Source organism: Rhizobium sp. AC44/96, assembly GCF_001692185.1.
Lineage (GTDB): Bacteria > Pseudomonadota > Alphaproteobacteria > Rhizobiales > Rhizobiaceae > Rhizobium.
This window is the reverse complement of record NZ_LXKO01000013.1, coordinates 36,076-58,997: the sequence shown is the minus strand read 5'-3', so window position 1 is coordinate 58,997 and position 22,922 is coordinate 36,076. Positions and strand designations below refer to the sequence as shown.

Below are 22,922 nucleotides of genomic sequence, written 5' to 3'. Positions count from 1 at the left end.
TAGTTGGAACCGGCGCATAAGACCCTGCAGATCGTTCGATACGATCCTGGTTTCCGTTAATGAACGGATGATTTGAGACGCTCAATCTCGTCCTTGATGCGCAATTTTCTGCGCTTGCACTCGGCAACCTCACGGTCGTCTCTGGAGGGAGATGTCATAAGCAGATGCAGCTCCTCCTCAAGAGCGCCATGCTTTTTCTGGAGTGATTCAAGATGAGCTTGAACAGTCATTTGACCCTTCCTTCCTCTTACCTTTCTCCAGCCAACACCGCCGGAGATCCAAGGCGTCAACCTTTAAAGTGTGACACATTTTTGAAGGCTTGTCGAAGGCGAAAACAAGGAGAGTACGTGGCAAATTCATGATCGACACCAACTAGCCGTTCCCGCTATTTGGTGATAGGAGCATGCGAAAATCATCGGCACGACGGACAGCGTCCGGCGGCGATCATGGGGAATGCGAATGCCCGATCAGGAACAGGCGGAAATCAGGCTTATCGTGGCGCGTCTGCGTCAGGAACACGAAGATTACGATGCCGCCATCAATGCCATGATTGCGACCGGCTGTGATGCCTTGCGCATTCAGCGGATGAAAAAGAAAAAGCTTGTCATCAAGGACAAGCTGAGCAAGCTCGAAGATCAGATCATTCCTGATATCATAGCCTGAGGAAAACTGTGGTGACGATGACAGACAGGCCGCCGGTTGCCATCATCATGGGTAGCCAGTCCGACTGGGAAACGATGAAGAATGCCGCCGATACGCTCGAGGCGCTCGAAATCACCTACGATGCACGCATCATCTCCGCGCACCGTACGCCTGACCGGATGGTGAACTTCGCCAAGGGTGCGAAGGCGGAAGGCTTCAAGGTCATCATCGCAGGCGCCGGTGGCGCCGCACACCTGCCCGGCATGACCGCCTCGATGACCCCCCTCCCCGTCTTCGGCGTCCCGGTTCAGTCAAAGACGATGTCCGGCCAGGATAGCCTTCTGTCCATCGTGCAGATGCCTGGCGGCATCCCTGTCGGCACGCTGGCGATCGGCAAGGCAGGCGCGATCAACGCTGCTCTCCTTGCCGCCGCCGTGCTGGCCCTTTCCGACGACGAGATCGCAGACCGGCTTGACGAGTGGCGCGAGCGCCAGAGCGCGGCGATCGCCGAATACCCCATGGACGACCTATGACTGTAAGAACGATCGGCATCATCGGCGGCGGCCAGCTTGGCCGCATGCTCGCCATGGCTGCTGCACGCCTGAACTTCCGCACCATCATTCTCGAGCCACAAGCCGATTGCCCGGCGGCACAGGTAGCCAACGGCCAGATCGTGGCGGCTTATGACGACCCGGCTGCCCTCGAAGAGCTCGCCACGGTTTGCGATGTCATCACCTACGAATTCGAGAACGTCCCCGTCTCGGCCGCGGAAGCCTTGGCGCAGACCGTTCCTGTCTATCCGCCGCCAAAGGCTCTGGATGCCGCTCAGGATCGCCTGATCGAAAAGCGCTTCATCAACGATTGCGGCATCCCGACCGCCAGGTTCCACACCGTCGACAGCCAGGCAGACCTCGAGGCCGCCCTGGCGGATTTCGGCGGCCAGGGCGTGTTGAAGACGCGCCGCCTCGGTTATGACGGCAAGGGCCAGAAGGTTTTCCGTTCCAGCGATGACAGCGCCGACGGCGCCTACGCCGCACTGGGCAGCGTTCCCCTTATCCTCGAAAGCTTCGTGGCCTTCGAACGTGAGATCTCGATCATTGCCGCGCGCAGCACGGATGGAATCGTCGTTTGCTACGACCCCGCCGAAAACGTCCACCGCAACGGCATCCTCCATACCTCGACGGTACCGGCATCCATCACCAACGCGACAGCCGCCGCGGCCCGCAAGGCCGGCGAGCAGATCCTGTCGACACTTGGATATGTCGGTGTGATCGGCATCGAGTTCTTCGTGCTTGCCGACGGCAGCCTGATTGCCAACGAGATGGCGCCGCGCGTCCACAACTCCGGCCATTGGACGGAAGCGGCCTGCGTTGTCTCCCAGTTCGAGCAGCACATTCGCGCCGTCAGCGGCCTGCCTCTCGGCAATGCGGACCGTCACTCGGACTGCGTGATGCAGAACTTAGTCGGCGACGATATCCTGGCGCTGAACGACTGGCTGAAGCGCCGCGACACGCTCGTCCATCTCTATGGCAAGACGGAATCTCGTCCCGGTCGCAAGATGGGTCACGTGACGACGCTGGCAGCAAAGTAAGAGGTTTTTCCTCGACTAATCCAGCCTTCGCCACGGGAAAAACACCTTCACGTGGTTGACACAGACAAGAGGCCGGGTTATCTGCACGCCCAACCTGAAGAGCGCGCCCTGAGCGCGCTTTTGAATGTAAAAGATACGGGCGAATGTGAATTCCCCCAAACTCGCGGATCAAAACAATGAAGATCAAGAATTCGCTCAAGTCGCTCAAGGCTCGTCATCGTGACAACCGCCTGGTTCGCCGCAAGGGCCGCATCTACATCATCAACAAGCTGAACCCACGCTTCAAGGCTCGTCAGGGCTGATATAGCAGGCCGGATGGTTCGGCAGCATTTTTTGCGCCTGAGCCAGTCCGGGGGATTGCACAGTTGGTCCCGTTAAATTGCTTTGATCTTCTGCGTTGGCGGGCTACTATGCCCGCCATGCGTTTTTTTGCCATGACGTTTGCGGCGCTGCCGCTGTCCCTCGCTGTACTCGTGACCGCCTTGCCTGCCATTGCTCAGGATAAGGAGACGATTGTCGAGCAGCCGGACGTCAACCTTTCCCCCAGACAGCATCTCGACCAGCTCTATGCTGAACTGAAGCGCGAGCGCGATCCCGACAAGGCGAGCAGCATCGCCGACGAAATCCGCGCCGAGTGGAACGACTCGGGCAGCGCGACGGTCAATCTGCTGATGCAGTGGGCGGACAAGGCGATCCAGGAAAAACGCACCGCAGCCGCCTTGGACTTCCTCGATCAGGCGATCGCCCTGAAACCCAACTATGCGGAAAGCTGGAATCGGCGAGCGACGCTGAACTACGCAAACGGCAACCTGCGCAAGTCGATGGCTGACATCGAACGGGTCCTCGACCTCGAGCCCCGCCATTTCGGCGCCCTGTCCGGCATGGCGGCGATCTTGGGCGACACCAACAACGATCAGCTGGCGTTGAAGGCCTGGGAACGGTTCCTCGACGTCTATCCCGCCAACCGCAGTGCGCAGGAACAGATGAACACCCTGTCCGAAAAGCTCGCCGGCAGCCGCACCTGATCCTTGACGGTGAACCGGATGAGCCAATCTTACGTATGCCGAACCTGAGTATGGCTGCGAGATTGCCCGTGAGTCGTTGAGATGCTTGCCGAACTTTCCACCCTTCTTGCCCCGTTGGCCGCGGCTATCGGCTACTCCTCCTACAAGGCGCGCCAGTTCGAGCGGACCCACCCCAACATCGGAGAACTGACCGATATCGGCTACCTGATCAACGCGGTGCATGTTCCACGCCCCGATTCTGCCGATCTCCCGCCTCTGGTCTTCCTTCACGGCGCAAGCGGCAACCTGCTCGATCAGGTCGGCGCCTTCCTCGAACCACTGTCAGGGCGTGCCGAAATGCTCTTCGTCGATCGCCCCGGCCACGGCTATTCCGAGCGCGGCGGCCCGGAGAACAATTTGCCCTCCGGCCAAGCCGATGCGATTGCCGCATTGATGGACAAGCACGGCATCGAGAAAGCCATCATTGTCGGCCACTCGTTCGGCGGCGCCATTGCCGCCGCCTTTGGCGTGCGCCACCCGGACAAGACGGCGGGACTGCTGTTTCTCGCACCGGCCACCCACCCTTGGCCGGGTGGCATCGACTGGTACTACCACGCGGCCACCGCGCCTATTGTCGGCTGGATATTCAATCACGCCTTCGTCGTGCCGCTCGGCCTGCTGAAACTTGAGCGAGGCACGATCAACGTTTTCCATCCCAATCCGCGTCCGGTGGATTACGTCGCGAAGACAGGCCCCTCCCTGGTGCTGCGACCCGATACGTTCCACCACAACGCCTCGGATCTCGCGCGCCTGCTGAGCTACCTCAAGGTGCAATCGCCGTCCTATGCCAGGATCACGGCGCCGACGGTGATCATCACCGGAGATAGCGATGCCATTGTCTGGGAACACCTTCATTCTCAGGGTCTGGCCCGCGATATCCCGGGATCGGAACTGGTGAAGATCAGGGGCGTCGGCCACAAGCCGGATTACCTCGCAACCGACGTCGCCATCGCGGCGCTGGAGAAGATCGCGGGACAGCCCCGCGACCTCCAGGCTGCCGCGCGTGCAGCCGAAAAGCGACTAGCGCATCAACGCGCTTGACGCCGCCACTGTCTTTCGACGATGGCCAGCGGATCGCTTGAGCGAGCGATCGATCATTGCCCCATCGGAGGGGCATCCCATATTCTCCTCATCGCCGTCCTTCGAGGGGAAGTCATGGACCGCATTCGCATGAGATTCGTTGCTGCTTTCGCCGCCCTGTCGCTGGCCGTCTCGCCGCTGGTGCCGGCGTTTGCCGCCTCGCCTGCACCTGTAGAGGCCGAACATGGGATGGTCGTGACCGCCCAGCATCTCGCCACTGACGTCGGCGTCGATGTCTTGAAGAGCGGCGGCAATGCGGTGGATGCGGCGGTCGCCGTCGGTTATGCGCTGGCTGTCGTCTATCCGAGCGCGGGCAATATCGGTGGCGGCGGCTTCATGACGATCCGCCTGAAGGACGGACGAAGCACGTTCCTGGATTTCCGCGAGCGCGCTCCGCTTGCAGCGACCAAGACGATGTACCTCGACGCCAAGGGCGACATCGTGCCCCGTGCAAGTCTGGATGGCTATCTCGCCGTCGGCGTGCCCGGCTCTGTCATGGGTTTCGAGACCGCACGCGAGAAGTATGGAACGAAGCCCCGGGCGGCGCTGCTGGCGCCGGCCATCCGCTTTGCGCAGGAGGGCTTCACGCTTGGACAAGGGGATGCCGCGCTCCTCGCCGCCAGCGCCAAGCGGCTGGCAAAGGACGAAGCCGCGGCGAAGATCTTCCTCAAGTCGGATGGCAGCCCCTACGCCTCCGGCGAAAAACTGTTGCAGCCTGACCTTGCCACAGCACTCTCGGCCATTGCGGAAAAGGGACCGGACGCCTTCTACAAGGGCGCCCCAGCGGAAGCGATCGTCAAGGCAAGCCAGACCACGGGCGGCCTGCTGGCGAAGGAAGACTTCGAGCAGTATGCCGTGCGCGAACTCAAGCCTGTCGAGTGCAATTATCGCGGCTACGATATCATTTCCTCTCCTCCCCCCTCCTCCGGCGGTGTCATCATCTGCGAGATCCTGAACGTGCTGGAAAGCTACCCACTCTCCTTCCTCGGCTACGGCTCGGCCGAGACCGTGCATCTGATGGTCGAGGCCATGCGCTACGCCTATGTGGACCGCAACGCCGCCCTCGGCGATCCCGATTTCGTCGACAACCCGGTGACGACGCTGCTCGACAAGGGGTACGCCAAAGCCATCCGCGCAAAGATCGACACCTACAAATCCGGCACCTCGGCCAACCTGAAACCGATGGGCGCCAAGGAAAGCGTCGAGACCACGCACTACTCGATCATCGATGATGAAGGGAACGCCGTCGCTGTTACCTATACGCTGAACGGCAATTTCGGCGCCGGCGTCGTGGCCCCGGGCACCGGGATCCTGCTCAACAACGAGATGGATGATTTCACCTCCAAGCCCGGCGTTCCAAACCTCTATGGTCTCGTTCAGGGCGAAGCCAACGCCATCGCGCCGAAGAAGACGCCTCTTTCCTCGATGAGCCCGACCATCGTGACCAGGGACGGAAAGCCCTTCATGGTGATCGGCAGCCCCGGCGGCTCGCGCATCATCACCATCACGCTGGAAGCCATCCTGAACGTCATCGACTTCGGCATGGACATCAGCCAGGCAGTTAACGCGCCGCGCATCCACCACCAATGGCAGCCGGACAAGATCTATCTCGAACCCTACGCCCTCTCTCCCGATACGATCCGGGCATTGATATCGATGGGCCACACACTGGACGATGGCAGCGGCCCGCTGCAATGGGGCCAGGCCGCCGGTATTCTCGTTGGCGGCAAGAGCCTTGCCGGCATCGAGAAAGGCGGTGACGCGCGCTACAATGGCGCCATGGACAGCCGCGCGGTCGAGGGCTCGGCCGGCGGCTACTGACGCCATCAGCGGATCGTCGTGCGGGCGTATTCGGCCTTGATCGTCACGACAGGCTTTGCGCCCGCAACGCTCGGCCGCGCGCTGTCGATCAGCGACGCCTTGGCGGTCACGGTATAATCGACCGGCACATCCTTGCCGAAATCGAAATAGCTGTCGATGGAATACGCGATCACCGCCACCGTCTCGTCTGCAGTCAACCGGTCGTAGACCAGATGCGCCCGGACCGCGGCGCTATCGATGCTCACGCTCGAGACATGCCCCTGAAGCGTGATATCGGCGGCCTTGGCGGCGAGCCCGAGGCTCGCAAAATCACCGTCGAACCGTGCCATGACCGCCTGCTGGTCCACGCGAACGGCACCACCGGGCGGAATATTGGCAAGCACCTCCGGCGAGCAATCGGAAAGATCGAACCATTTCGACGAGGCAACCGCGATCCGCAGCTTCGTGCCTTCGATCTGCATCCGGCTCTGGTCCTGGCAACCGTTGAAGAACCAGCTCGAATACCAGCGACTGAACCAGCCGTCGCGCCGGCCGCGCGTCTCGGCGCGATAGGGCTCTTCGGGTTTCGTGCTGATCTTGATCGAGCTGGCATCGCCGCTGATGACAACAGAGCGGATCGCCGAAACGTCGAGCACCTCCCCGGTCTTCCAGCCATCGGCAAAAGCCGAAACCAGTGTCATCAGCAGCATTGGTATCACTATGAATATCGTCATCGCCTGTCTCCTTGTGCGACGCCGCTCCCATCGAACGGCGAGCCCAGGTTCTTCCGAGGCGCGCAAAATCGAGACCTTGATCGCAATCCGGGTCGCCCGCGATTGCGATCGAGGTCATTGTCGTGCTGATATCTCTCTGCCTGTATCGGGACCCGACCCCATGATTTTCGTGCCGCTGCCCTTCGTCGTCACACTGCTGCTTCTCATCCTGCTCGTGCGCATGGTGCGGCAAACCGACGGCATGGCGCCTGAAAGACGCCCGTTCCTGATTCTGACCGCGCTCTACGCTCTGCAATCGATCCTGATCGGCCTGCGCTGGGGCTATGACATCATCGCGCTGATGCCTGCCCAGGCGGTGCTCGCCACGCTCATCGCTGCCTTTGCCTGGATCGGTTTCAGCCACCTGGCGCGGGAGACGCCCGCTTCGTGGCTACGTCTTTCGCCACACCTCCTGCCGGCCTCTCTCGTGCTGGTGCTGATGATCTTCTGGCGTGATCCCGTGGGGATCGTCGTCACCATTACCTTCACAGGCTATGGCTTCGCGCTCTTCTGGCTGGCGCGGCACGGTCCCGACGGACTGGCCTCCTCGCGGCTCGACGGCGCCCTGCTTTCCTATCGCGCTCTGCTGATTACCGGCTTCGCGCTGCTCGCCTCCGCCACTGCTGACATCGTCATCAGCTTCGACTTCTACCGGACAGGCGGCGCCCATGCCGGCGCGGTTGTCGCGGTCGGCAATGTCATCTCGCTGCTGGTTCTCGGCACTGCTGCGGTTGTCGCCAGCAGCAGCCAATCCTTGGAAACGTCCGCTTCCCCACCCTCAGCACCCCTGTTAGCGACCTTGGGACCGACGGAAGAAGACGGCGCGGTCGCTCGCTCGTTGGACAACCTCATGCAATCCCGGCAGCTCTACCGTGATCCCGAGCTCAATCTCGGCCGCATCGCGCGCAAGATGAACCTGCCGGCTCGCCGCGTCTCGGTTGCGGTCAACCGCGTGCACGGCATGAGCGTGTCGCAATATGTCAATGATTTCCGCATCCGCGCGGCCTGCGAGCTGTTGGCTGGCAGCGATGAGCCGGTGACACGGCTGATGTTCGATTGCGGCTTCATCAGCAAATCGAACTTCAATCGCGAATTCCTGCGCGTCACCGGCACCAATCCCACCGAATTCAGACGCCGCAACCCCGGCAAGCCAACGACGTTCGATCCGCCTGTCGCGAGGAAGCTTTTCGTGTCACCGTGACAAAGTCGCCGTTCACAACAGGCCTGCGCCATCCTATGCATGTCGGGATTATCATCTGAAAGAGCTTTTCATGGTCAGCATTGAAATGATCGTCGCAGCCCGCGCCCGCCTGCGCGGACATGCGCGCCGCACGCCGCTTCTGTCCTCCCCGTTCATCGACGAAATTGCCGGCCGGCGCGTGTTCGTGAAGGCCGAGTGCCTGCAGCACACCGGCTCGTTCAAGTTCCGTGGCGGCTGGTCGGCTGTTTCCGCGCTGGATACGGCCGTTCGCAGCCGCGGCGTCATCGCCTTCTCCTCGGGCAATCACGCGCAGGGCGTGGCGCTCGCCGCCAAGCTGCATGGCGTACCGTCCGTCATCATCATGCCGGCCGATGCGCCGAGGCTGAAGATCGCCAATACGCGCGCGCTCGGCGCGGAAGTCGTGCTCTACGACCGTGCGACACAGGATCGCGATGCCATCGGCGCCGAGCTTTCGTCCGCGCGCGGGCTGACCCTCATCAAGCCTTTCGACGAGCCGCAGGTAATCGCCGGCCAGGGCACGACGGGTCTCGAGATCGCCGAGCAGGCGGAAGAGGAAGGCGTCAAGTCGGCCGAGGTGCTGGTGCCTTGCGGCGGTGGCGGTCTGTCGTCGGGGATTGCGCTGGCACTCGAAGCCAGCGCCCCGGCATTCCGCGTGCGCCCCTGCGAACCCGATGGTTTCGACGATTTCACGCGGTCGCTGGCCTCAGGCAAGATCGAGCGCAACGCGACGATGACCGGCTCCATCTGCGATGCGATCATCACACCGCAGCCCGGCAACATCACCTTCCCGATCCTGCAGCGCCTCTCGGGCGCCGGCGTCGTCGTGACCGACGAAGAGGCGCTTCGCGCCATGGCGCTTGCCTTTGTCAGACTGAAGATCGTTGTCGAACCCGGCGGCGCGGTGGCACTCGCTGCAGCGCTCTTCCACGGCGATGAGCTGGAAGACGACAACGTCGTCGTCGTCACCTCGGGAGGCAACGTCGACGCCGATATCTTCGCCGAGGCACTGGCCCGGCACGGATAGAGGCAGGCTAGGCCTGCCTCACCCTTTCTCTTAGGCGGCCTTGTAGCGCACCGCCGGTGACGCGCGTGACAGGTTCGGCATCAGCGCCTGGCGGGCATCCTCGTAAGCCTTGAGCAATCCGGCATCCTCAAGGGCCGGAATGGTCGCGAACTCGCCCTGGTCGAAACCGGCAAGGGCGGCGTCCACCATGTCTTCGGCCTGCATGACGATGTCGGTCGGCAGATGCTCGACCGGCGTGCCGGCGATGCCCCAGAATTCGGTCGCGGTCGCTCCCGGCAGCACCGCCTGGATGCGGATGTTCTTGTCCGCCAGCTCATGCTTCAGCGATTGGCTGAAGGCAAGAACGAAAGCCTTGCTCGCCCCATAGACGCCGTTCAGCACCTCGGGCGCGATCGCCACGATCGACGCGATATTGATGATCGCGCCACCACCACGGGCAACGAAGCCGGGCACGGCCGCATAGGTCAGCCGCATCAACGACGTGACGTTGAGATCGACCATTGCCTGCATCTTGTCGACGTCGGAGGCAAGCAGCGGCGCGGTGCCGCCGACGCCGGCGTTGTTGACCAGAAGCGTGATGCTGCGATCGCTCTTCAGCACCGCCTCGACACGCGCCAGATCTGCCTTCTTGCCGAGATCGGCCGGAATGGTTTCAATCGTCCTGCCCGTTTCCCGTGTCAGCTTGGTCGCAAGGTCTGAAAGCCGCTCCGTATTGCGGGCGACCAGGATGAGATCATAGCCGCGCTTTGCGAGCCGCTGAGCATAGATCGCACCGATCCCCGATGACGCACCGGTAACGAGTGCGGTTCCTTTGTGCTGTTCGGTCATTGTCGTTCTCCAAGTTGGCAACAGCGCCTGCTGTTGGCTTGAGGAAAGTTTTACGCCTGATTGCCAATGTCTTGAATGTCATATAAACCACCTTTTAGGACAAACGGAGTTTTGAGCCATGCAGCGCATCGCCGTCCTGCTCTTTCCCGGCTTTCAGATGATGAGCCTCGCCGCTATCTCAGCCTTCGAGTTCACCAACCTCGAACTCGGCGAACAGGCCTACGAGATCGCCTATCTCTCGGAGACCGGCGGCCCGATACGGGGCTCCTTCGGCGTCACGATGGAAACGACGCAGTTCGACGATCCCGCTTTTGATACGGTACTGGTGTCGGGCGCCGTCGGCATCAAGCTGCCGACTCCAGGAGAGAGCGAATTCATCCGCGACGCGCTTGCCGCCTCCCGCCGCGTCGCCTCGATCTGTACCGGCGCCTTTCTGCTCGCCGACGCGGGTGCCCTCAATGGCCGTCGCGCCACGACCCACTGGCTCCTCGCCCGCGAGCTGCAATCGCGCTACCCCAAGGTCAGGATCGAGGAGGATCGCATCTTCATCATCGACGGCTCCGTCTGGAGCTCGGCGGGCATGACGGCCGGAGTGGATCTGGCGCTCGCCATGGTCGAGAAGGATCACGGCGCCGATATCGCCCGCGCCGTCGCCCGCAAGCTCGTCGTCTACCATCGCCGCGCCGGCGGCCAGTCGCAGTTCTCGGCGCTGCTGGAACTGGAGCCGAAATCGGATCGCATTCAGAAGGCGCTGGCGCATGCGCGCGGCAACCTGAAGAACACGCTGTCTGTCGAGGAGCTGGCGGAGGCGGCCGCACTCAGCCCCCGCCAGTTCAGCCGGACGTTTCGTGCGGAGACAGGTCAATCGCCGGCCAAGGCAGTGGAGAACCTTCGCCTCGAAGCGGCCCGCCTGATGATGGAACAGGGCCGGCACCCGATCGATGTCGTTGCCACCGAAACAGGCTTCGCCGATCGCGAGAGGATGCGCCGCGCCTTCCTGCGCGCCTTCGGCCAGCCGCCGCAGGCGATCCGACGAAACGCGCAGCGCGAATATCAGGCATAGGCTCTCGCAGCCGGCTGGATGGCCGATGGCACCGCATCGGCGACAGCCTCCCGGACCGATTGGAGCATGATGGACGCAAGCCGCGCCGCCGCCGGCCCGGGCTCCGCTTCGGAGCGATGCAGGACGAGGCCGAGCGATGGAAGATCGGGCAGGCCGGTATCGGCGGCGACGAGCGGCTTCACCTTCCGCGGCAGCCCGATCGGCGTGCGGATGCTGATACCGAGCCCGGCAGCCGTCGCTGCCCACAATCCCCCAAGACTCGGACTGACGAAGGCAAGCCGCCAGGGAATGCCCGCCGTATCGAGCGCCTTGGTCGCCGCGGTGCGCAACAGGCAGGGAGCCTCGAGCGAGGCGAGCGGTACCGGCTCGCCGCTGCCGAGATTCCAGTCGACCGCCCCATCCGCCGGTCCGATCCAGCGCATCGGCACCTCCGCGATCTTCTCGCAATGGGGTGTCAGCGTGCCATCGCTCCAGGCCAGCGCCAGATCGAGCTTGCCCGTGGTCACGCGCTCGATCAGCTCGACATTGCGCACCACCCGCGCCTCGATGCGGACCTTCGGATGCGCGCGCGCAAAACGGCCGAGCACCTCGGGCAAAAGCGTTTCGCCGAAATCCTCTTGCAATCCGAGCCTGACCCAACCCTCGAGTTCGACGCTCTGCACCGCTGCGGCCGCCTCGTCGTTGAGCTCCAGCAGGCGGCGCGCATAGGCCAGCATCGTTTCGCCGGCATCGGTGAGCGCGAGCCCGCGTCCGGCCTTGCGGAAGATCGGCGTGCCCGCCTGCTCCTCCAGCTTCTTCAACTGAGCGCTGACGGCCGAGGTCGAACGGCCGAGCCGGTCGGCCGCTCTCGCGAAGTTGCCGAGCTCCATTCCCGTCGCGAAGGTCCTGAGCACATCGAGATCGAAGATCGTCCGTCGCATCGATATAATCCCGTTTTTATGGATCATAAGTTCATTTAATTCTGATTTTTCGCATTATCGTGATGTGCGATGCTCCTCCTGTCAAGAATTCACTCAGAGGAGGCAGTCATGCCTTTTGTTCGTATCTCTCTCCTGCGCGGCAAGTCGCCGGACTATCTTTGCGCCGTTTCCGACAGCATCCATCAGGCAATGGTCGAGACATTCAATGTCCCGCCTGCCGACCGCTTTCAGGTCATCCACCAGCATGAACCGAGTGAACTGATCTTCGACCGGAACTATCTAGCCGGGCCGCGTTCCGACGACTTCGTGCTGTTCGCCATCACCGCCGGCAAGCCGCGCTCGACCGAAACGCGACAGGCCTTCTTCAAGCGCGCCGCCGAACTTCTCGGGGCATCCCCGGGCATCCGGCCGGAAGACATCATGATCGTCGTCACCACCACATCGCCGGATGAATGGTCGTTCGGCGACGGCAAGGCGCAGATGATCGAACCTGGCTGGGAAGCCCGCGCCTTCGGGAGTGCCGCATGATGGGCAACCCTGAACGCATGACTGTCATTCGTCCGGGCAACGCCGTCCGCTCGCCCGCCGATATTGCCACCGCGCCCTTCTGGGTCGAGATGCTGCTGGAAGGCGCGGTCGATGGCGAGAACACCGCGATGCGCGCAAGCCTCGATCCCGGCACGATCACGCGCTGGCATTCGCATCCGCGCGGGCAGCTGCTTTATGTTCTATCGGGCAAGGGGCTGGCGCAACGCGAAGGCGGCGTCGTGGAGGAGTTGGGCGCCGGAGATGCCGTCTGGTTCGCCGCCGGCGAAAAGCACTGGCATGGCGCGACGCCTGACAGCCCGTTCAGCTACATCAGCATCCAGGTAAGCGAGGCCGGCCGCATCGTCGACTGGCTGGAGCCGGTGGAGGTTCTCTCATGATGGCGATGCAATACAGCTTCACCCTGCCGGCCGATTACGACATGTCGATCATCGACCGGCGCATCCGCGACAAGGGACCGATGCTCGACGGCTTTCCCGGCCTCGGCTTCAAGGCCTACCTCAGTGCCCGCAAGGGCGAGTTCGGCTCGCGCGAAAACCTCTACGCACCCTTCTATCTCTGGCAGCAGCCGGAGCGTGCCAGCGACTTCCTCACCGGCCCCGGCTTCGAAGCACTGACGCAATCCTTCGGCTGGCCCCGGGTGAAGACCTGGATTGTCTGGCACGCGGAAACCATGCCTGCGGTGGCAGAGGCCAAATTCGCGACTGAGGAGATCGTGTGTATCGAGCCCTACGCCTCGCTTGCCGAGATCAAAGACGAGGAGAGCAGACAGGCACAACGGCAAGCGAGACAGGCTGATGTCCTTGCATCGGTCTCGGCTTTCGAGCCGACAAGCTGGACGGCCGTGCGCTTCAGCCTGCATCGCTCGGCCCCGTTGATCGCGGGAGCCGGCCAGATCTATCGGGTCGGGCACGTGTCCCTGCCCTAAGGCCTCAGGTCGTTGCCCGCCGGTAGAGCGCAAGTGACCCGGCCAGCGCCAGCATCGCCCCGCCGCAGGCGCGCTCCAGCCAGACCGCGCCTGCCGTCTTCAGCAGCCGAACGGCCTGCGAACCGAAGACCGCGTAACCGAGCATGATCAGAAAATCGAGCGACGCGAAGACCACCGCCAGCACTGCATACTGCGTCGCCTGCGGCAGCGCCGGATTGATGAACTGCGGCAGAAATGCCGAGAAGAACAGATAGCCCTTGGGGTTGGTGACGGCCACCATGAAGCTCTTGAGGCCGATCGAAAAAGCGGATCCGCCCGTCGCTTCCTCTTCCGGCTTCAGTGCCGCGTTGAAGCCGCCCTTGGTGCGCAGCATCATGATCCCAAGAAACGCGAGATAGGCAGCACCAACATATTTCAGCATCGAGAACCAGAATTCCGACGCCGCGAGAAGCGCGCCCAGACCGATCGCCACGGCACCCAGCAGCACGAAGTCGGAGAGTACCGCGCCGATCATTCCCGGGATCGCCCGGCGAACGCCGTAGCGCGAGCCGTTGGTCATCGCCAGAAGCACCGTCGGCCCCGGCGTCGCGATCGCGACAAAGGAAACGGCCACGAATGCGAGAAGTGTAACAATGTGCATGATGCCCTCCCGAACATGGAAGCCGACCCTTGCATGTGCACCCGCCAGCCGCAAGACACCCATGGTTCGGGACAGCAAAAAGCCCGCCGCCTGTTAGGCAGCGGGCTTTGGTGATTGGTGGCTAGTGCGCCTTAGATACCGCTCTGGCCGTCGGAGCCGATATAGGCGATGCGCAGCATGTTGGTAGCACCTGGCGTGCCGAGCGGCACACCGGCCGAGATGATGATGCGGTCGCCCGGCTTGCCGAAGCCTTCATCGGCAACGATGCGGCACGCACGGTTGACCATGTCGTCGAGGTCGGTTGCGTCATGCGTGACGACGCAGTGCAGGCCCCAGACGATGGCGAGACGACGCGCCGTCTGAATGACCGGCGACAGCGCCAGGATCGGCACCTGCGGACGTTCGCGCGAGGCGCGCAGACCCGTGGTGCCCGACGAGGTATAACAGACGATAGCCGACAGGCGCAGCGTTTCGGCGATCTGACGAGCGGCCAGCGAGATAGCGTCGGCACCGGTTGCTTCCGGCTGGGCGCGCTGCGCGTAGATGATGCCAGGATAGTGCGGCTCGCGCTCGATGGTGCTGGCGATCGAGGCCATCGTCGAGACGGCTTCCACCGGATAGTCGCCGGATGCGGATTCGGCCGACAGCATGACGGCGTCGGCGCCTTCGAAGACGGCGGTCGCAACGTCGGAGACTTCGGCGCGCGTCGGAACCGGCGCGGTAATCATCGATTCCAGCATCTGCGTGGCGACGATCACCGGCTTGCCCGAACGGCGGCAGGCGCGGATCAGCTGCTTCTGGATACCCGGAACGGATTCGAGCGGCATTTCGACGCCGAGGTCACCACGGGCAACCATGAGGGCATCGGAAAGCTCGATGATTTCCTCGATGCGCTCGATCGCCTGCGGCTTTTCGATCTTCGACATGATACCGACGCGGCCGCGCGCGATCTTGCGCACCTCTGCCAGATCTTCCGGGCGCTGCACGAACGACAGCGCAACCCAGTCGACATCGTCGGTCGCCAGAACGGCGTCGAGGTCGGTGCGATCCTTGTCGGTCAGAACGCCGACGGTCAGCAGCGTGTCGGGAAGGCTGACGCCCTTGCGGTCGGAGATCTTCGTACCTGAGATAACCGTGGTGACGATACTCTTGCCGTCGCACTTTTCAGCGCGCAATGCGAGCTTGCCGTCGTCGATCAGCAGGCGGTGGCCAGGCTGTACCGATTCCAGGATTTCCGGATGCGGCAGGAATACGCGGGTCGCGTCGCCGGGGACATCCTTGTTGTCGAGCGTGAACGTGTCGCCCGGCTTCAGGTCGACCTTGCCTTCGGCAAATTTGCCGACGCGCAGCTTCGGGCCCTGCAGGTCGGCGAGAATGCCGATCGGACGGCCGGAGCGGGCTTCGACGGCGCGGATACGCTTGATCAGCGAACGCATCACGTCGTGGCTGGCGTGGCTCATGTTGATACGGAAGACATCGGCACCGGCCTGGTGCAGCTTCTCGATCATCGACTCCTCGGAGGAGGCCGGTCCGAGCGTGGCGAGGATTTTAACTTTGCGGTTACGCTTCATCAATTCGGGCTTTCTTGCGTGCCGGGGGTATCGGAAAGTTGAACCATCCAGCTGCCCTGGCGGCCCGTATCATATTCCTTGAACCCCATCTTCTGATAGCCACGGGCGTAGCAATCATTGACACCCGTGATCTTGAACTCGTTCTCTGCCACGCACATCTGCACGTCACCCGTCCATCGTCCTCCCCGGGCGGCGTCCTCGGCGTAGAGATAGTAATATCGCGACTGCAGCTCTCCCTCGATCAGCGTCGCGCATGTCGTTGCTGGCACCTGCCACCAGCCTTCCGTCATCCAGCCATCCTTGGCCCTGTATCCAATCGCGACACCCACGAGGTTCTGTGTGCCGTTGCAGACGCGAAAATCGGCATGAGCCGCGTCGGCTATGAAAAACGGCGAGAAAGCCGCGAGAACAAACAGTGCAAGACGGGCAAGCGGCCCGGAGCGCAGAAGGAAACTTGGCGCGGTCTGGATCAACACGACTTCCAATGGGCTCCCGATTATTCGTTGGTGTGCCTTCTTGCGCCGCCTCCCCGAGAATGTCAACGCAATGCTAATCGATTATATTCCATGACAGCCCCGACAGGCAGCCGTGTTGCGGCGTTTGATCAACGGCCATGCTTGAACGCGTCACTTGGCCATGCGAACAGAGATCGACCGCAAACCATAATTGGCGATTTCCCTCATGAATGCCTTCCAATCATTCGAAATCCTAGACGGCAACCATGACAGTGGCATGGTGCTCCTCGGCGACCACGCGATGAACCGTCTCCCCGAGAATTACGATCGCCTGGGCCTGCCCGCCAGTGCCTTTGAACGCCATATTGCCTATGACATCGGCATCGAGGGACTCGTGCGTGCGCTGTCGGCAAGGCTCGGCGCGCCAGCGGTTCTCGGTGGCTTCTCTCGTCTGCTGATCGATCCCAATCGAGGCGAAGACGACCCGACACTGATCATGAAGATTTCCGACGGCGCCATCATTCCGGGCAATCACCCGATCTCGACCGAGGAGTGGAACCGCCGTGTGGAAACCTACCACCGGCCGTATCACAACGCCGTCAACGAAACGATCGGTCGCGTGGCGGCGAAGACAGGCAAGGCGCCACTCGTGCTTTCACTGCACTCCTATACCCCAGCGTGGAAGGGTATTCCGCGCCCGTGGCACGCAGCCGTCCTCTGGGACAGCGATCACCGTGCAGTCTCCCCCTTGCTTGACATGCTCCGCAAGGATCCCGATCTGATAGTCGGCGACAACGAGCCATATGACGGCGCGCTGAAGGGAGATACCATGTACCGGCATTGCATGGTTCCCGGGATCGCCCACGCGCTACTGGAGGTTCGGCAGGATCTCATCGGTGATGAGGCTGGCATCGCCGCTTGGGCAGACCGGCTGGCACCCATTTTCAAATCCATGAATGCCGATCCGGCGCTACATGAGTATAAGGTGCACGCATCGAGAACGGGACCATACGAATGAAGGAGAGCGCCATGACCGCACTCACAAAAGAACAGCAGACCGAATTCGAAGCCGCGGCCTTCCGCCGCCTCGTCGCACATCTGCGCGACCGCACCGATGTCCAGAACATCGACCTGATGAATCTCGCAGGCTTCTGCCGCAATTGCCTGTCCAACTGGTATCGCGAAGCCGCCGAGGCCGAAGGTGTCGAGATCTCGAAGGATCAGTCGCGCGAGATCGTCTACGGCATGCCCTTCGAGGAGTGGAAAAGCCTTCATCAGAAGGAAGCCACCGCCCAGCAAAAAGCCGCATTTGAAATCAACAACCCGCACAAATAAGCCTCGGCTTGTCGAATAGGCTTGACCCCGGCCCCGCTTCGCGGCAGTCAACGCCATCCGAATTTTACATCCCCTATCAGGAGAACACGATGTCTGATGCCCACGGCGTTGCCCGCGACCAGCTTCGCGCTTTCATCGAGCGCATTGAACGGTTGGAAGAAGAAAAGAAGACCATCGCCGACGATATCAAGGACGTCTACGGCGAAGCGAAGGGAACCGGCTTCGACACCAAGATCCTCAAGAAGGTCATTGCGCTGCGCAAGAAGGACGAGCAGGAACGTCTGGAAGAGGAAGCCATCCTCGACACCTACCTGCACGCGCTCGGCATGATCGACTCTCCGCCGGAAGGCTGATTGTCCAGGCACCTGCCCATTTGAAACCGCCGACCAGTTCGGCGGTTTTTTTTATAACTGGCGCAGCCTTACGAGACGCCAAGCTGCGGCTGCTTGCGTCCTAGAAAGCTGGCAACCGACAGCAGCCTGCGCTGCAGCTCGTAGGCAATCGCACAAACCGCGCACGTCACGATCACCACGACACCGAACGCCCACGGCGGCTGCATTCCATGTTGCTGCAGCCAGTACGCGACCAGAACCAGCACCGTCTGATGCAGAACATAGTAGGTCAGGACAGCCCTGTTCAAATACATGACGACCGGATTTGAATGGCGGACGAACCGGCGGGCATAGCCGAGCAAGGCGACGATCGCCGTCCATTGGAATGCGGACCGGCAGACGCGTAGCGCCGTCACCAGCAGTGCTGGCCGCTCTGCCGTGGGAATGGTGGTGACAATCACCGCCAGAACAACAACGCACGCGAGCGCGATCATCAGCGCCATCTTCCTGCGTGCGACGACCGCATCCCAGAAATCGCCATGCCTTGCCAGAAGCGCACCCGCCAGGAAGAAGCTGAAGTAGACGATATGCGCATACCAATCGGTCACCGGATTGAGTGTCTCGCCAAAGGCCGGGAAAAGCGCCAGGCGCAGAATGGCGAGATAAAGAACCGGCCAGTATAGCAGCCCGACTCCATGCAGGGTCTTCGACAACCACGCACCTCCGCGCAGAAAAAGCGCGGGAGCGTAGTGGTGGAGAAGCGCCCACAGGGCGGTATAGACCCAGAGATAAGCAAGAAACCAAAGATGCGCGAAACTCCCAACTTCGCGCCCCGATGCATCGATAAAGCCACCGGTGACGTAGCTCCACCAGAACTGCAGATACGGCATGGAAAAGCCGCTCTGCATCTTCAGCGTGATGTAGATCTGCGGCGGAATGATCACCAGCATGCCGATCAGAAGCGGCGGAAGAAGCTGGCGCGATCGAAACAGGCGGACTTCGCCCGGAGAGCGTCGCGATGTCAGCGCTGCCGTCACCACGCCTGACAGGAAAAACAGCAGGCTCATCCGCCACGGATGCGACCCGATCGAGATCAGGTCGAAAAACCAGCTTTCGCCGCCCGCCTGGTGCAGCCAGCCGCGCGAGCTATACAGAATACTGGAATGATAAACGATCAGCAGCCCAAAGGCGCACACCCGCAGGAAATCGACATCATGTCGACGCCCCATCCGGCCCTCGTTTGCCATTGCCCCCTCGCCCCCGTTGCCTTTCCCGATGGAAATTCGCGCGAGCTTTATAAGTAATCGCAAATGATTGAACGCCGCTTAATTGAATAGATGAAAAGATAACGATCGGCGGGCCCAAACGAAAAAGCCGCCGGATATCTCCAGCGGCTTTGTGATCTCGTTATCGGGAAACTCAGTTCGTATTGAACTTCCGGACTTCCATGAAGTTCACGGCGCTGCCGCTGAAGCGGCCCGGATCGATGGAGGCCGTCTTGGTGAAGCCTTCCGCATAGACCGCGGTCGGCTGTGCGCGGAGCGTCTGGCTGACGAAGCGTGGCGCCTTGACCGGTTTTGTCACCATTTCCATGCGCGCATTGGTCAGCGCCCACTTCGAGATGATCTTCTCGGTCAGCTTCGGCTCTGTCGTGATCGTGGCACGGCCAGCGTCGGCCTGGGCGGCCTCATGCTTGGTCGGGCGACCGCCCTTTGTCGGCGCAACCTGGGCAGCACTGGCGTCAAGCGACGGCTTGGGTGCATCGAAACCATCGCCGAATGTCGCGGCCTTGGGCGTCGGCGCGAGCGCCGCCATCTGTACCGGCGGCTTCTCCGATGGAACCTTTTGCGGCATCGCGGCGTTAATGGCCTGTTCGACGCTCGAAATCGCCGGCTGGCTGGACGCGACTTGGCTATCGCCGGCCGTCTTCTGCTGATCAAGAGCGTCGGCAACAGCAGGAGAAAGCGTATCCTCCTGGTCTGCCACGTCGTCATCAGCTTCCGCGTCGGCGTTCGCCGCGGCGAGAAGCTTTTCGGCGAGCGCCGGACGTTCAGCCGGCGTCGGAACCGCTGCGAGATTCCCCGTCATCGCAGCCGGGTCAGCCGAAGCGACTTCCGCGTCTCCTGGAGAGCGCCGCGGTCCGAGCAGTGAAGGAACGGGTACGCTATAGGCGCTGAGATCCGCGAACTGCTGCTGACCCTCGGTCACAGCAGAGAGGGCCTCTTGTGCCGCATTTCCGGACTGAGGAGCGACCAGGGCGCTAGCCACTTCGCTTCCACCTGGCTGGTTGGCAAACGCCGGACGCACCTGCGGAACCGGCGCATTTACACTTGCGACCTCGGTCGGCTGGGCGGGAGCCTGCTGGCCGGGATCGGCTGCGTTCGGCATATCAGCCTTTGGCGGCGTCGCCTTCGCGACGGCGACAGGTGCTGCTGCGCTATCATCATCAGAACTGTCTTCGGCTTCGTCAGCGCCGCCGCCAAACAGCGCGGCAAACAGCGTCTTGTGCTTCGGCTGGTCGCTCGACGACGAGCCGCTATAAGCGCCGGAGCTTGCCATCTGCACTTCGGTCGAGCTGACGCGACGCTTGTAGTCGGCCACGGCCTGCTCATATCCCGGCAGCGGTCTGCCATCAGCAGGGATGTGCATCGTGTTGCCGTTCGGGAAGAGACGGACGAGCTCTTCGCGGCTCATACGCGGCCATGCGCGCACGCCGCCAACGTCCATATGCACGAACGGCGAGCCCGATGTCGGATAGAATCCAACGCCGCCAACCTGCATTTTCATGCCGATTGCGCGCAAAGTGGCCAGTTTGACGTCAGGAATGAAGAAATCCATCGCCTTGCCGAGCATGTGCTGGCTCTTCTCGGCAACGCCGGAATTACGCGAACGTGCCTTCAGCATGGCGTTGGTGCCTGGCGAACGGAAGCCGCAGACGACGTTGATGTAATCCTTGGAACCGCTCTGGCGATACACTTCCCAGATCAGATCGAAGAGACGCGGGTCCATCCTCGTCGGCTGGTTCTTGCGCCAGTCGCGAAGGAAGCGGTTCAGCTGCTCGAGACCCTTGGGGTCGAACCGGCCGTTGCGCTTGTAGGTAATCACCGCCTTTTCGCCGGTGTGAATGAAATAGAGCTTGAGACTACGCGTTTCGCCAGCCGCCTGAGAGGGCGTGCTGATCACCACAGGCGACGAAACGGCAACTGCGAGAAGGGCGGCCATGGCCGTCCTAAACACCTTTCCGCAAAGGTCTGCGCACCTGTCGCGCCAGGTCGGGCGCTTAGGCTTCGTATTCCCATTCAGATCCGGCAAACTCAATCCCCGTCAGACAGCCGATGGTCCTCTATCTCGACCCATGACTGTGAAATGCGGTCACACGATGGCAAAAATGCCACACATGATCAACCTTTTCTTTACATAGTGAACAGGCCACTAACAAGTGGTTTATGATTGGTAACAAAAGATGATTGCCGGATTGTTAATGAAGCGTTTCAGGCCGCGTCCTTCTGCGGGTTGTCAGGGTCGATCCCGTAATCCTTGAGTTTTCTGTACAATGTGGACCGCCCGATGCCGAGTTTTCGGGCCACTTGACTCATCTGCCCCCGATAGAATTTAAGGGCGAATCTGATCAGTTCTTCTTCCACATCCGCAAGCTTTCGCACGTCGCCTGAGGGGTTCGTGCTGGCAATTGCGTTATCAGGTGCATCACTGATTCGCGCCACGAGGTGGTCCGCGGCTGCCTGCGAGACCGGATCCTCGGGACTGGCGAGTTCGGCCAGACGATCGCCGACGCTATTGTCGGCCACGAGCGCGAGATGGTCGACCACCGCGTATTCCGGCAGCTGGCCGGCGATCTGCGGGAAGTCGGCTTCGGTCAGCTCTGGTCCATCTGCTAGCACCACGGCGCGGAAGATGGCGTTCTCGAGCTGGCGGATATTGCCCGGCCAATCGTAAGCGGTCAGCAGCGCCAGGGCGCCCGCGCTTACCGTCATGCGATGTCCGCTCTTCTGCTCGCTCGAGAAGCGCTCGGTGAAGACGCGCACGAGGTGCGGGATGTCTTCCTTTCGCTTGCGCAGCGCCGGAATGGTGATCGGGAAGACGTTGAGGCGATAATAGAGATCCTCGCGGAAGTGGCCGTTCTTGACCTCTTCGATCAGATCCTTGTTGGTTGCCGAAATCAGGCGGACGTTGACCTTGTGCGCCGTGCGTGCGCCGACGGTCTCGATCTCGCCCTGCTGCACGGCGCGCAGGAGCTTGACCTGGACTTCGAGCGGCAGGTCGCCGATCTCGTCGAGGAAGATCGTGCCGCCATCGGCTTCCATGAACTTGCCGATATGGCGCTCGGTCGCGCCGGTAAAGGCACCCTTTTCGTGGCCGAACAGAATGCTCTCGACCAGATTGTGCGGGATCGCGCCGCAGTTGACGGTGACGAACGGCTTGCCGGAACGGTCGCTGCCGGACTGGATGGCACGCGCCACCAGTTCCTTGCCGACGCCGGATTCCCCTTCGAGCACGACGGGGATGGTCGACTGCGACGCACGCTGCGCCAGATCGATGACCCGTATCATTGCGGGGCTGGCCGAAACGATATCGTCGAATCCGACTGAGCCGGAACGGGACCTGCGGCCGCTACGCGCCTTGATTTCGCGCTGATCCAGCTTGAGGGCGTTTGCAATCGAATTGGCGATCCGCTCGGGAGACACCGGCTTGACGACGAAATCGAAGGCGCCGGCACGCATGGCCTGCACCACCGTTTCGATGCCGCCCTGCCCCGTCTGAACGATAACGGGAACCTGTGTGCCGAATTCGTGCACCGCTTCCAGGAACTCCAGGCCCGTCATTTCAGGCATCATCAGGTCCAGCACGATGACGTTGTAGAGGCCGCTGCCTCTCTTCACCATCTCCAGACCGATCCGGCCGTTCTCGGCCTGATGGACCACGTGCCCGTGGCGCTCTATCGCGTTCTTGAGCAATCGGCGCTGAACCGGATCGTCCTCGACGACCAGTATCTGCGCGGCACCCTTGATCTCATTGTAACCGGTCATTGCTGCCTCACTTCATGCGAAACCTGACAGGCACTCTCGCAGAAAGGCTTGAACATCCAGTTT

At 61.9% G+C, this 22,922-nt stretch carries 26 protein-coding genes; 16 read left to right on the top strand and 10 right to left on the bottom strand.

The window, feature by feature from the left end:
• Positions 1 to 56 precede the first annotated feature (56 nt).
• A complete protein-coding gene (locus A6U87_RS12520) occupies positions 57 to 230 on the bottom strand; it encodes a YdcH family protein (RefSeq protein ID WP_065691595.1) in 174 nt (57 codons plus the stop codon).
• A 229-nt stretch (positions 231 to 459) separates the two neighbouring features.
• Here A6U87_RS12520 and A6U87_RS12515 point away from each other — a divergent pair, with 229 nt between their 5' ends.
• The 7 genes from A6U87_RS12515 to ggt all read left to right on the top strand — a co-directional run bounded on the left by A6U87_RS12515 (position 460) and on the right by ggt (position 6,198).
• Positions 460 to 663: a YdcH family protein gene (locus A6U87_RS12515; RefSeq protein ID WP_065691594.1), complete on the top strand. Its 204-nt coding sequence runs from the start codon at positions 460 to 462 to the stop codon at positions 661 to 663.
• 17 nt (positions 664 to 680) lie between these two features.
• Positions 681 to 1,175, top strand: coding sequence for a 5-(carboxyamino)imidazole ribonucleotide mutase (gene purE, locus A6U87_RS12510; RefSeq protein WP_065691593.1), 495 nt, complete (start codon positions 681 to 683; stop codon positions 1,173 to 1,175).
• A complete protein-coding gene (locus A6U87_RS12505; RefSeq protein WP_065691592.1) occupies positions 1,172 to 2,233 on the top strand; it encodes a 5-(carboxyamino)imidazole ribonucleotide synthase in 1,062 nt (353 codons plus the stop codon). The genes purE and A6U87_RS12505 overlap by 4 nt, the downstream gene beginning before the upstream one ends.
• 176 nt (positions 2,234 to 2,409) lie before the next feature.
• Entirely contained in the window at positions 2,410 to 2,535 is a 126-nt protein-coding gene (gene ykgO, locus A6U87_RS12500; protein ID WP_003566454.1) for a type B 50S ribosomal protein L36, read from the top strand.
• Between the two features lie 108 nt (positions 2,536 to 2,643).
• Positions 2,644 to 3,258: a hypothetical protein gene (locus A6U87_RS12495; protein WP_065691591.1), complete on the top strand. Its 615-nt coding sequence runs from the start codon at positions 2,644 to 2,646 to the stop codon at positions 3,256 to 3,258.
• Positions 3,259 to 3,339: 81 nt separating this feature from the next.
• Positions 3,340 to 4,338, top strand: a complete 999-nt coding sequence (locus tag A6U87_RS12490; protein WP_065691590.1) for an alpha/beta fold hydrolase — start codon at positions 3,340 to 3,342, stop codon at positions 4,336 to 4,338.
• Between the two features lie 114 nt (positions 4,339 to 4,452).
• A complete protein-coding gene (gene ggt / locus A6U87_RS12485) occupies positions 4,453 to 6,198 on the top strand; it encodes a gamma-glutamyltransferase (protein ID WP_065691589.1) in 1,746 nt (581 codons plus the stop codon).
• A 5-nt stretch (positions 6,199 to 6,203) separates the two neighbouring features.
• Here the strand turns inward: ggt and A6U87_RS12480 are convergent, their stop codons facing one another.
• Positions 6,204 to 6,911: a hypothetical protein gene (locus A6U87_RS12480; RefSeq protein WP_065691588.1), complete on the bottom strand. Its 708-nt coding sequence runs from the start codon at positions 6,909 to 6,911 to the stop codon at positions 6,204 to 6,206.
• A 160-nt stretch (positions 6,912 to 7,071) separates the two neighbouring features.
• On the opposite strand from A6U87_RS12480, the gene A6U87_RS12475 reads away from it, so the two are divergent.
• Complete coding sequence (locus A6U87_RS12475; protein ID WP_065691587.1) at positions 7,072 to 8,151, top strand: AraC family transcriptional regulator; 1,080 nt, start codon at positions 7,072 to 7,074, stop codon at positions 8,149 to 8,151.
• A gap of 70 nt (positions 8,152 to 8,221) precedes the next feature.
• Entirely contained in the window at positions 8,222 to 9,196 is a 975-nt protein-coding gene (locus A6U87_RS12470; RefSeq protein WP_065691586.1) for a threonine/serine dehydratase, read from the top strand.
• Positions 9,197 to 9,226: 30 nt separating this feature from the next.
• Here the strand turns inward: A6U87_RS12470 and A6U87_RS12465 are convergent, their stop codons facing one another.
• Entirely contained in the window at positions 9,227 to 10,024 is a 798-nt protein-coding gene (locus tag A6U87_RS12465; protein WP_065691585.1) for an SDR family oxidoreductase, read from the bottom strand.
• 118 nt (positions 10,025 to 10,142) lie between these two features.
• On the opposite strand from A6U87_RS12465, the gene A6U87_RS12460 reads away from it, so the two are divergent.
• On the top strand, positions 10,143 to 11,087 hold the full coding sequence (locus tag A6U87_RS12460) for a GlxA family transcriptional regulator (RefSeq protein WP_065691584.1): 945 nt from the start codon (positions 10,143 to 10,145) through the stop codon (positions 11,085 to 11,087).
• On the opposite strand, the gene A6U87_RS12455 is transcribed toward A6U87_RS12460, so the two are convergent.
• The gene (locus tag A6U87_RS12455; RefSeq protein WP_065691627.1) at positions 11,078 to 12,007 is read right to left on the bottom strand and encodes a LysR substrate-binding domain-containing protein; all 930 of its coding nucleotides are present in this window, start codon (positions 12,005 to 12,007) and stop codon (positions 11,078 to 11,080) included. The two genes, A6U87_RS12460 and A6U87_RS12455, sit on opposite strands and share 10 nt — an antisense overlap.
• A 108-nt stretch (positions 12,008 to 12,115) precedes the next feature.
• Here A6U87_RS12455 and A6U87_RS12450 point away from each other — a divergent pair, with 108 nt between their 5' ends.
• The 3 genes from A6U87_RS12450 to A6U87_RS12440 are packed head-to-tail and all read left to right on the top strand — an operon-like array spanning position 12,116 to position 13,481.
• A complete protein-coding gene (locus tag A6U87_RS12450) occupies positions 12,116 to 12,535 on the top strand; it encodes a tautomerase family protein (protein WP_065691583.1) in 420 nt (139 codons plus the stop codon).
• On the top strand, positions 12,532 to 12,933 hold the full coding sequence (locus A6U87_RS12445; protein WP_065691582.1) for a cupin domain-containing protein: 402 nt from the start codon (positions 12,532 to 12,534) through the stop codon (positions 12,931 to 12,933). Before A6U87_RS12450 ends, A6U87_RS12445 begins: the two co-directional genes overlap by 4 nt.
• Positions 12,930 to 13,481 carry a DUF4865 family protein gene (locus tag A6U87_RS12440; RefSeq protein ID WP_065691581.1) on the top strand — a complete coding sequence of 184 codons (552 nt, stop codon included), beginning with the start codon at positions 12,930 to 12,932 and terminating at the stop codon, positions 13,479 to 13,481. Before A6U87_RS12445 ends, A6U87_RS12440 begins: the two co-directional genes overlap by 4 nt.
• A 4-nt stretch (positions 13,482 to 13,485) precedes the next feature.
• Here the strand turns inward: A6U87_RS12440 and A6U87_RS12435 are convergent, their stop codons facing one another.
• The 3 genes from A6U87_RS12435 to A6U87_RS12425 all read right to left on the bottom strand — a co-directional run bounded on the left by A6U87_RS12435 (position 13,486) and on the right by A6U87_RS12425 (position 16,177).
• A complete protein-coding gene (locus A6U87_RS12435; RefSeq protein ID WP_065691626.1) occupies positions 13,486 to 14,121 on the bottom strand; it encodes a LysE family translocator in 636 nt (211 codons plus the stop codon).
• Positions 14,122 to 14,252: 131 nt separating this feature from the next.
• On the bottom strand, positions 14,253 to 15,692 hold the full coding sequence (pyk, locus tag A6U87_RS12430) for a pyruvate kinase (RefSeq protein WP_065691580.1): 1,440 nt from the start codon (positions 15,690 to 15,692) through the stop codon (positions 14,253 to 14,255).
• Positions 15,692 to 16,177 (bottom strand): DUF1036 domain-containing protein, encoded by a 486-nt coding sequence (locus tag A6U87_RS12425; protein WP_113521880.1) that lies wholly within the window; start codon positions 16,175 to 16,177, stop codon positions 15,692 to 15,694. Before A6U87_RS12425 ends, pyk begins: the two co-directional genes overlap by 1 nt.
• Positions 16,178 to 16,373: 196 nt before the next feature.
• Here A6U87_RS12425 and A6U87_RS12420 point away from each other — a divergent pair, with 196 nt between their 5' ends.
• The 3 genes from A6U87_RS12420 (at position 16,374) to A6U87_RS12410 (ending at position 17,835) form a co-directional block, all read left to right on the top strand.
• Positions 16,374 to 17,165: an N-formylglutamate amidohydrolase gene (locus A6U87_RS12420; RefSeq protein WP_065691578.1), complete on the top strand. Its 792-nt coding sequence runs from the start codon at positions 16,374 to 16,376 to the stop codon at positions 17,163 to 17,165.
• An 11-nt stretch (positions 17,166 to 17,176) separates the two neighbouring features.
• Positions 17,177 to 17,482: a DUF1244 domain-containing protein gene (locus A6U87_RS12415; protein ID WP_065691625.1), complete on the top strand. Its 306-nt coding sequence runs from the start codon at positions 17,177 to 17,179 to the stop codon at positions 17,480 to 17,482.
• An 89-nt stretch (positions 17,483 to 17,571) separates the two neighbouring features.
• Complete coding sequence (locus A6U87_RS12410; protein ID WP_065691577.1) at positions 17,572 to 17,835, top strand: DUF2312 domain-containing protein; 264 nt, start codon at positions 17,572 to 17,574, stop codon at positions 17,833 to 17,835.
• Between the two features lie 68 nt (positions 17,836 to 17,903).
• Here A6U87_RS12410 and A6U87_RS12405 read toward each other — a convergent pair whose 3' ends face one another.
• From A6U87_RS12405 to A6U87_RS12395, 3 genes are all read right to left on the bottom strand, one after another.
• Complete coding sequence (locus tag A6U87_RS12405) at positions 17,904 to 19,061, bottom strand: acyltransferase (RefSeq protein ID WP_083199356.1); 1,158 nt, start codon at positions 19,059 to 19,061, stop codon at positions 17,904 to 17,906.
• Between the two features lie 172 nt (positions 19,062 to 19,233).
• Positions 19,234 to 21,126 carry a DUF882 domain-containing protein gene (locus A6U87_RS12400; RefSeq protein ID WP_065691576.1) on the bottom strand — a complete coding sequence of 631 codons (1,893 nt, stop codon included), beginning with the start codon at positions 21,124 to 21,126 and terminating at the stop codon, positions 19,234 to 19,236.
• Positions 21,127 to 21,305: 179 nt separating this feature from the next.
• Positions 21,306 to 22,859, bottom strand: coding sequence for a sigma-54 dependent transcriptional regulator (locus A6U87_RS12395; RefSeq protein ID WP_065691575.1), 1,554 nt, complete (start codon positions 22,857 to 22,859; stop codon positions 21,306 to 21,308).
• Positions 22,860 to 22,922: the final 63 nt, after the last annotated feature.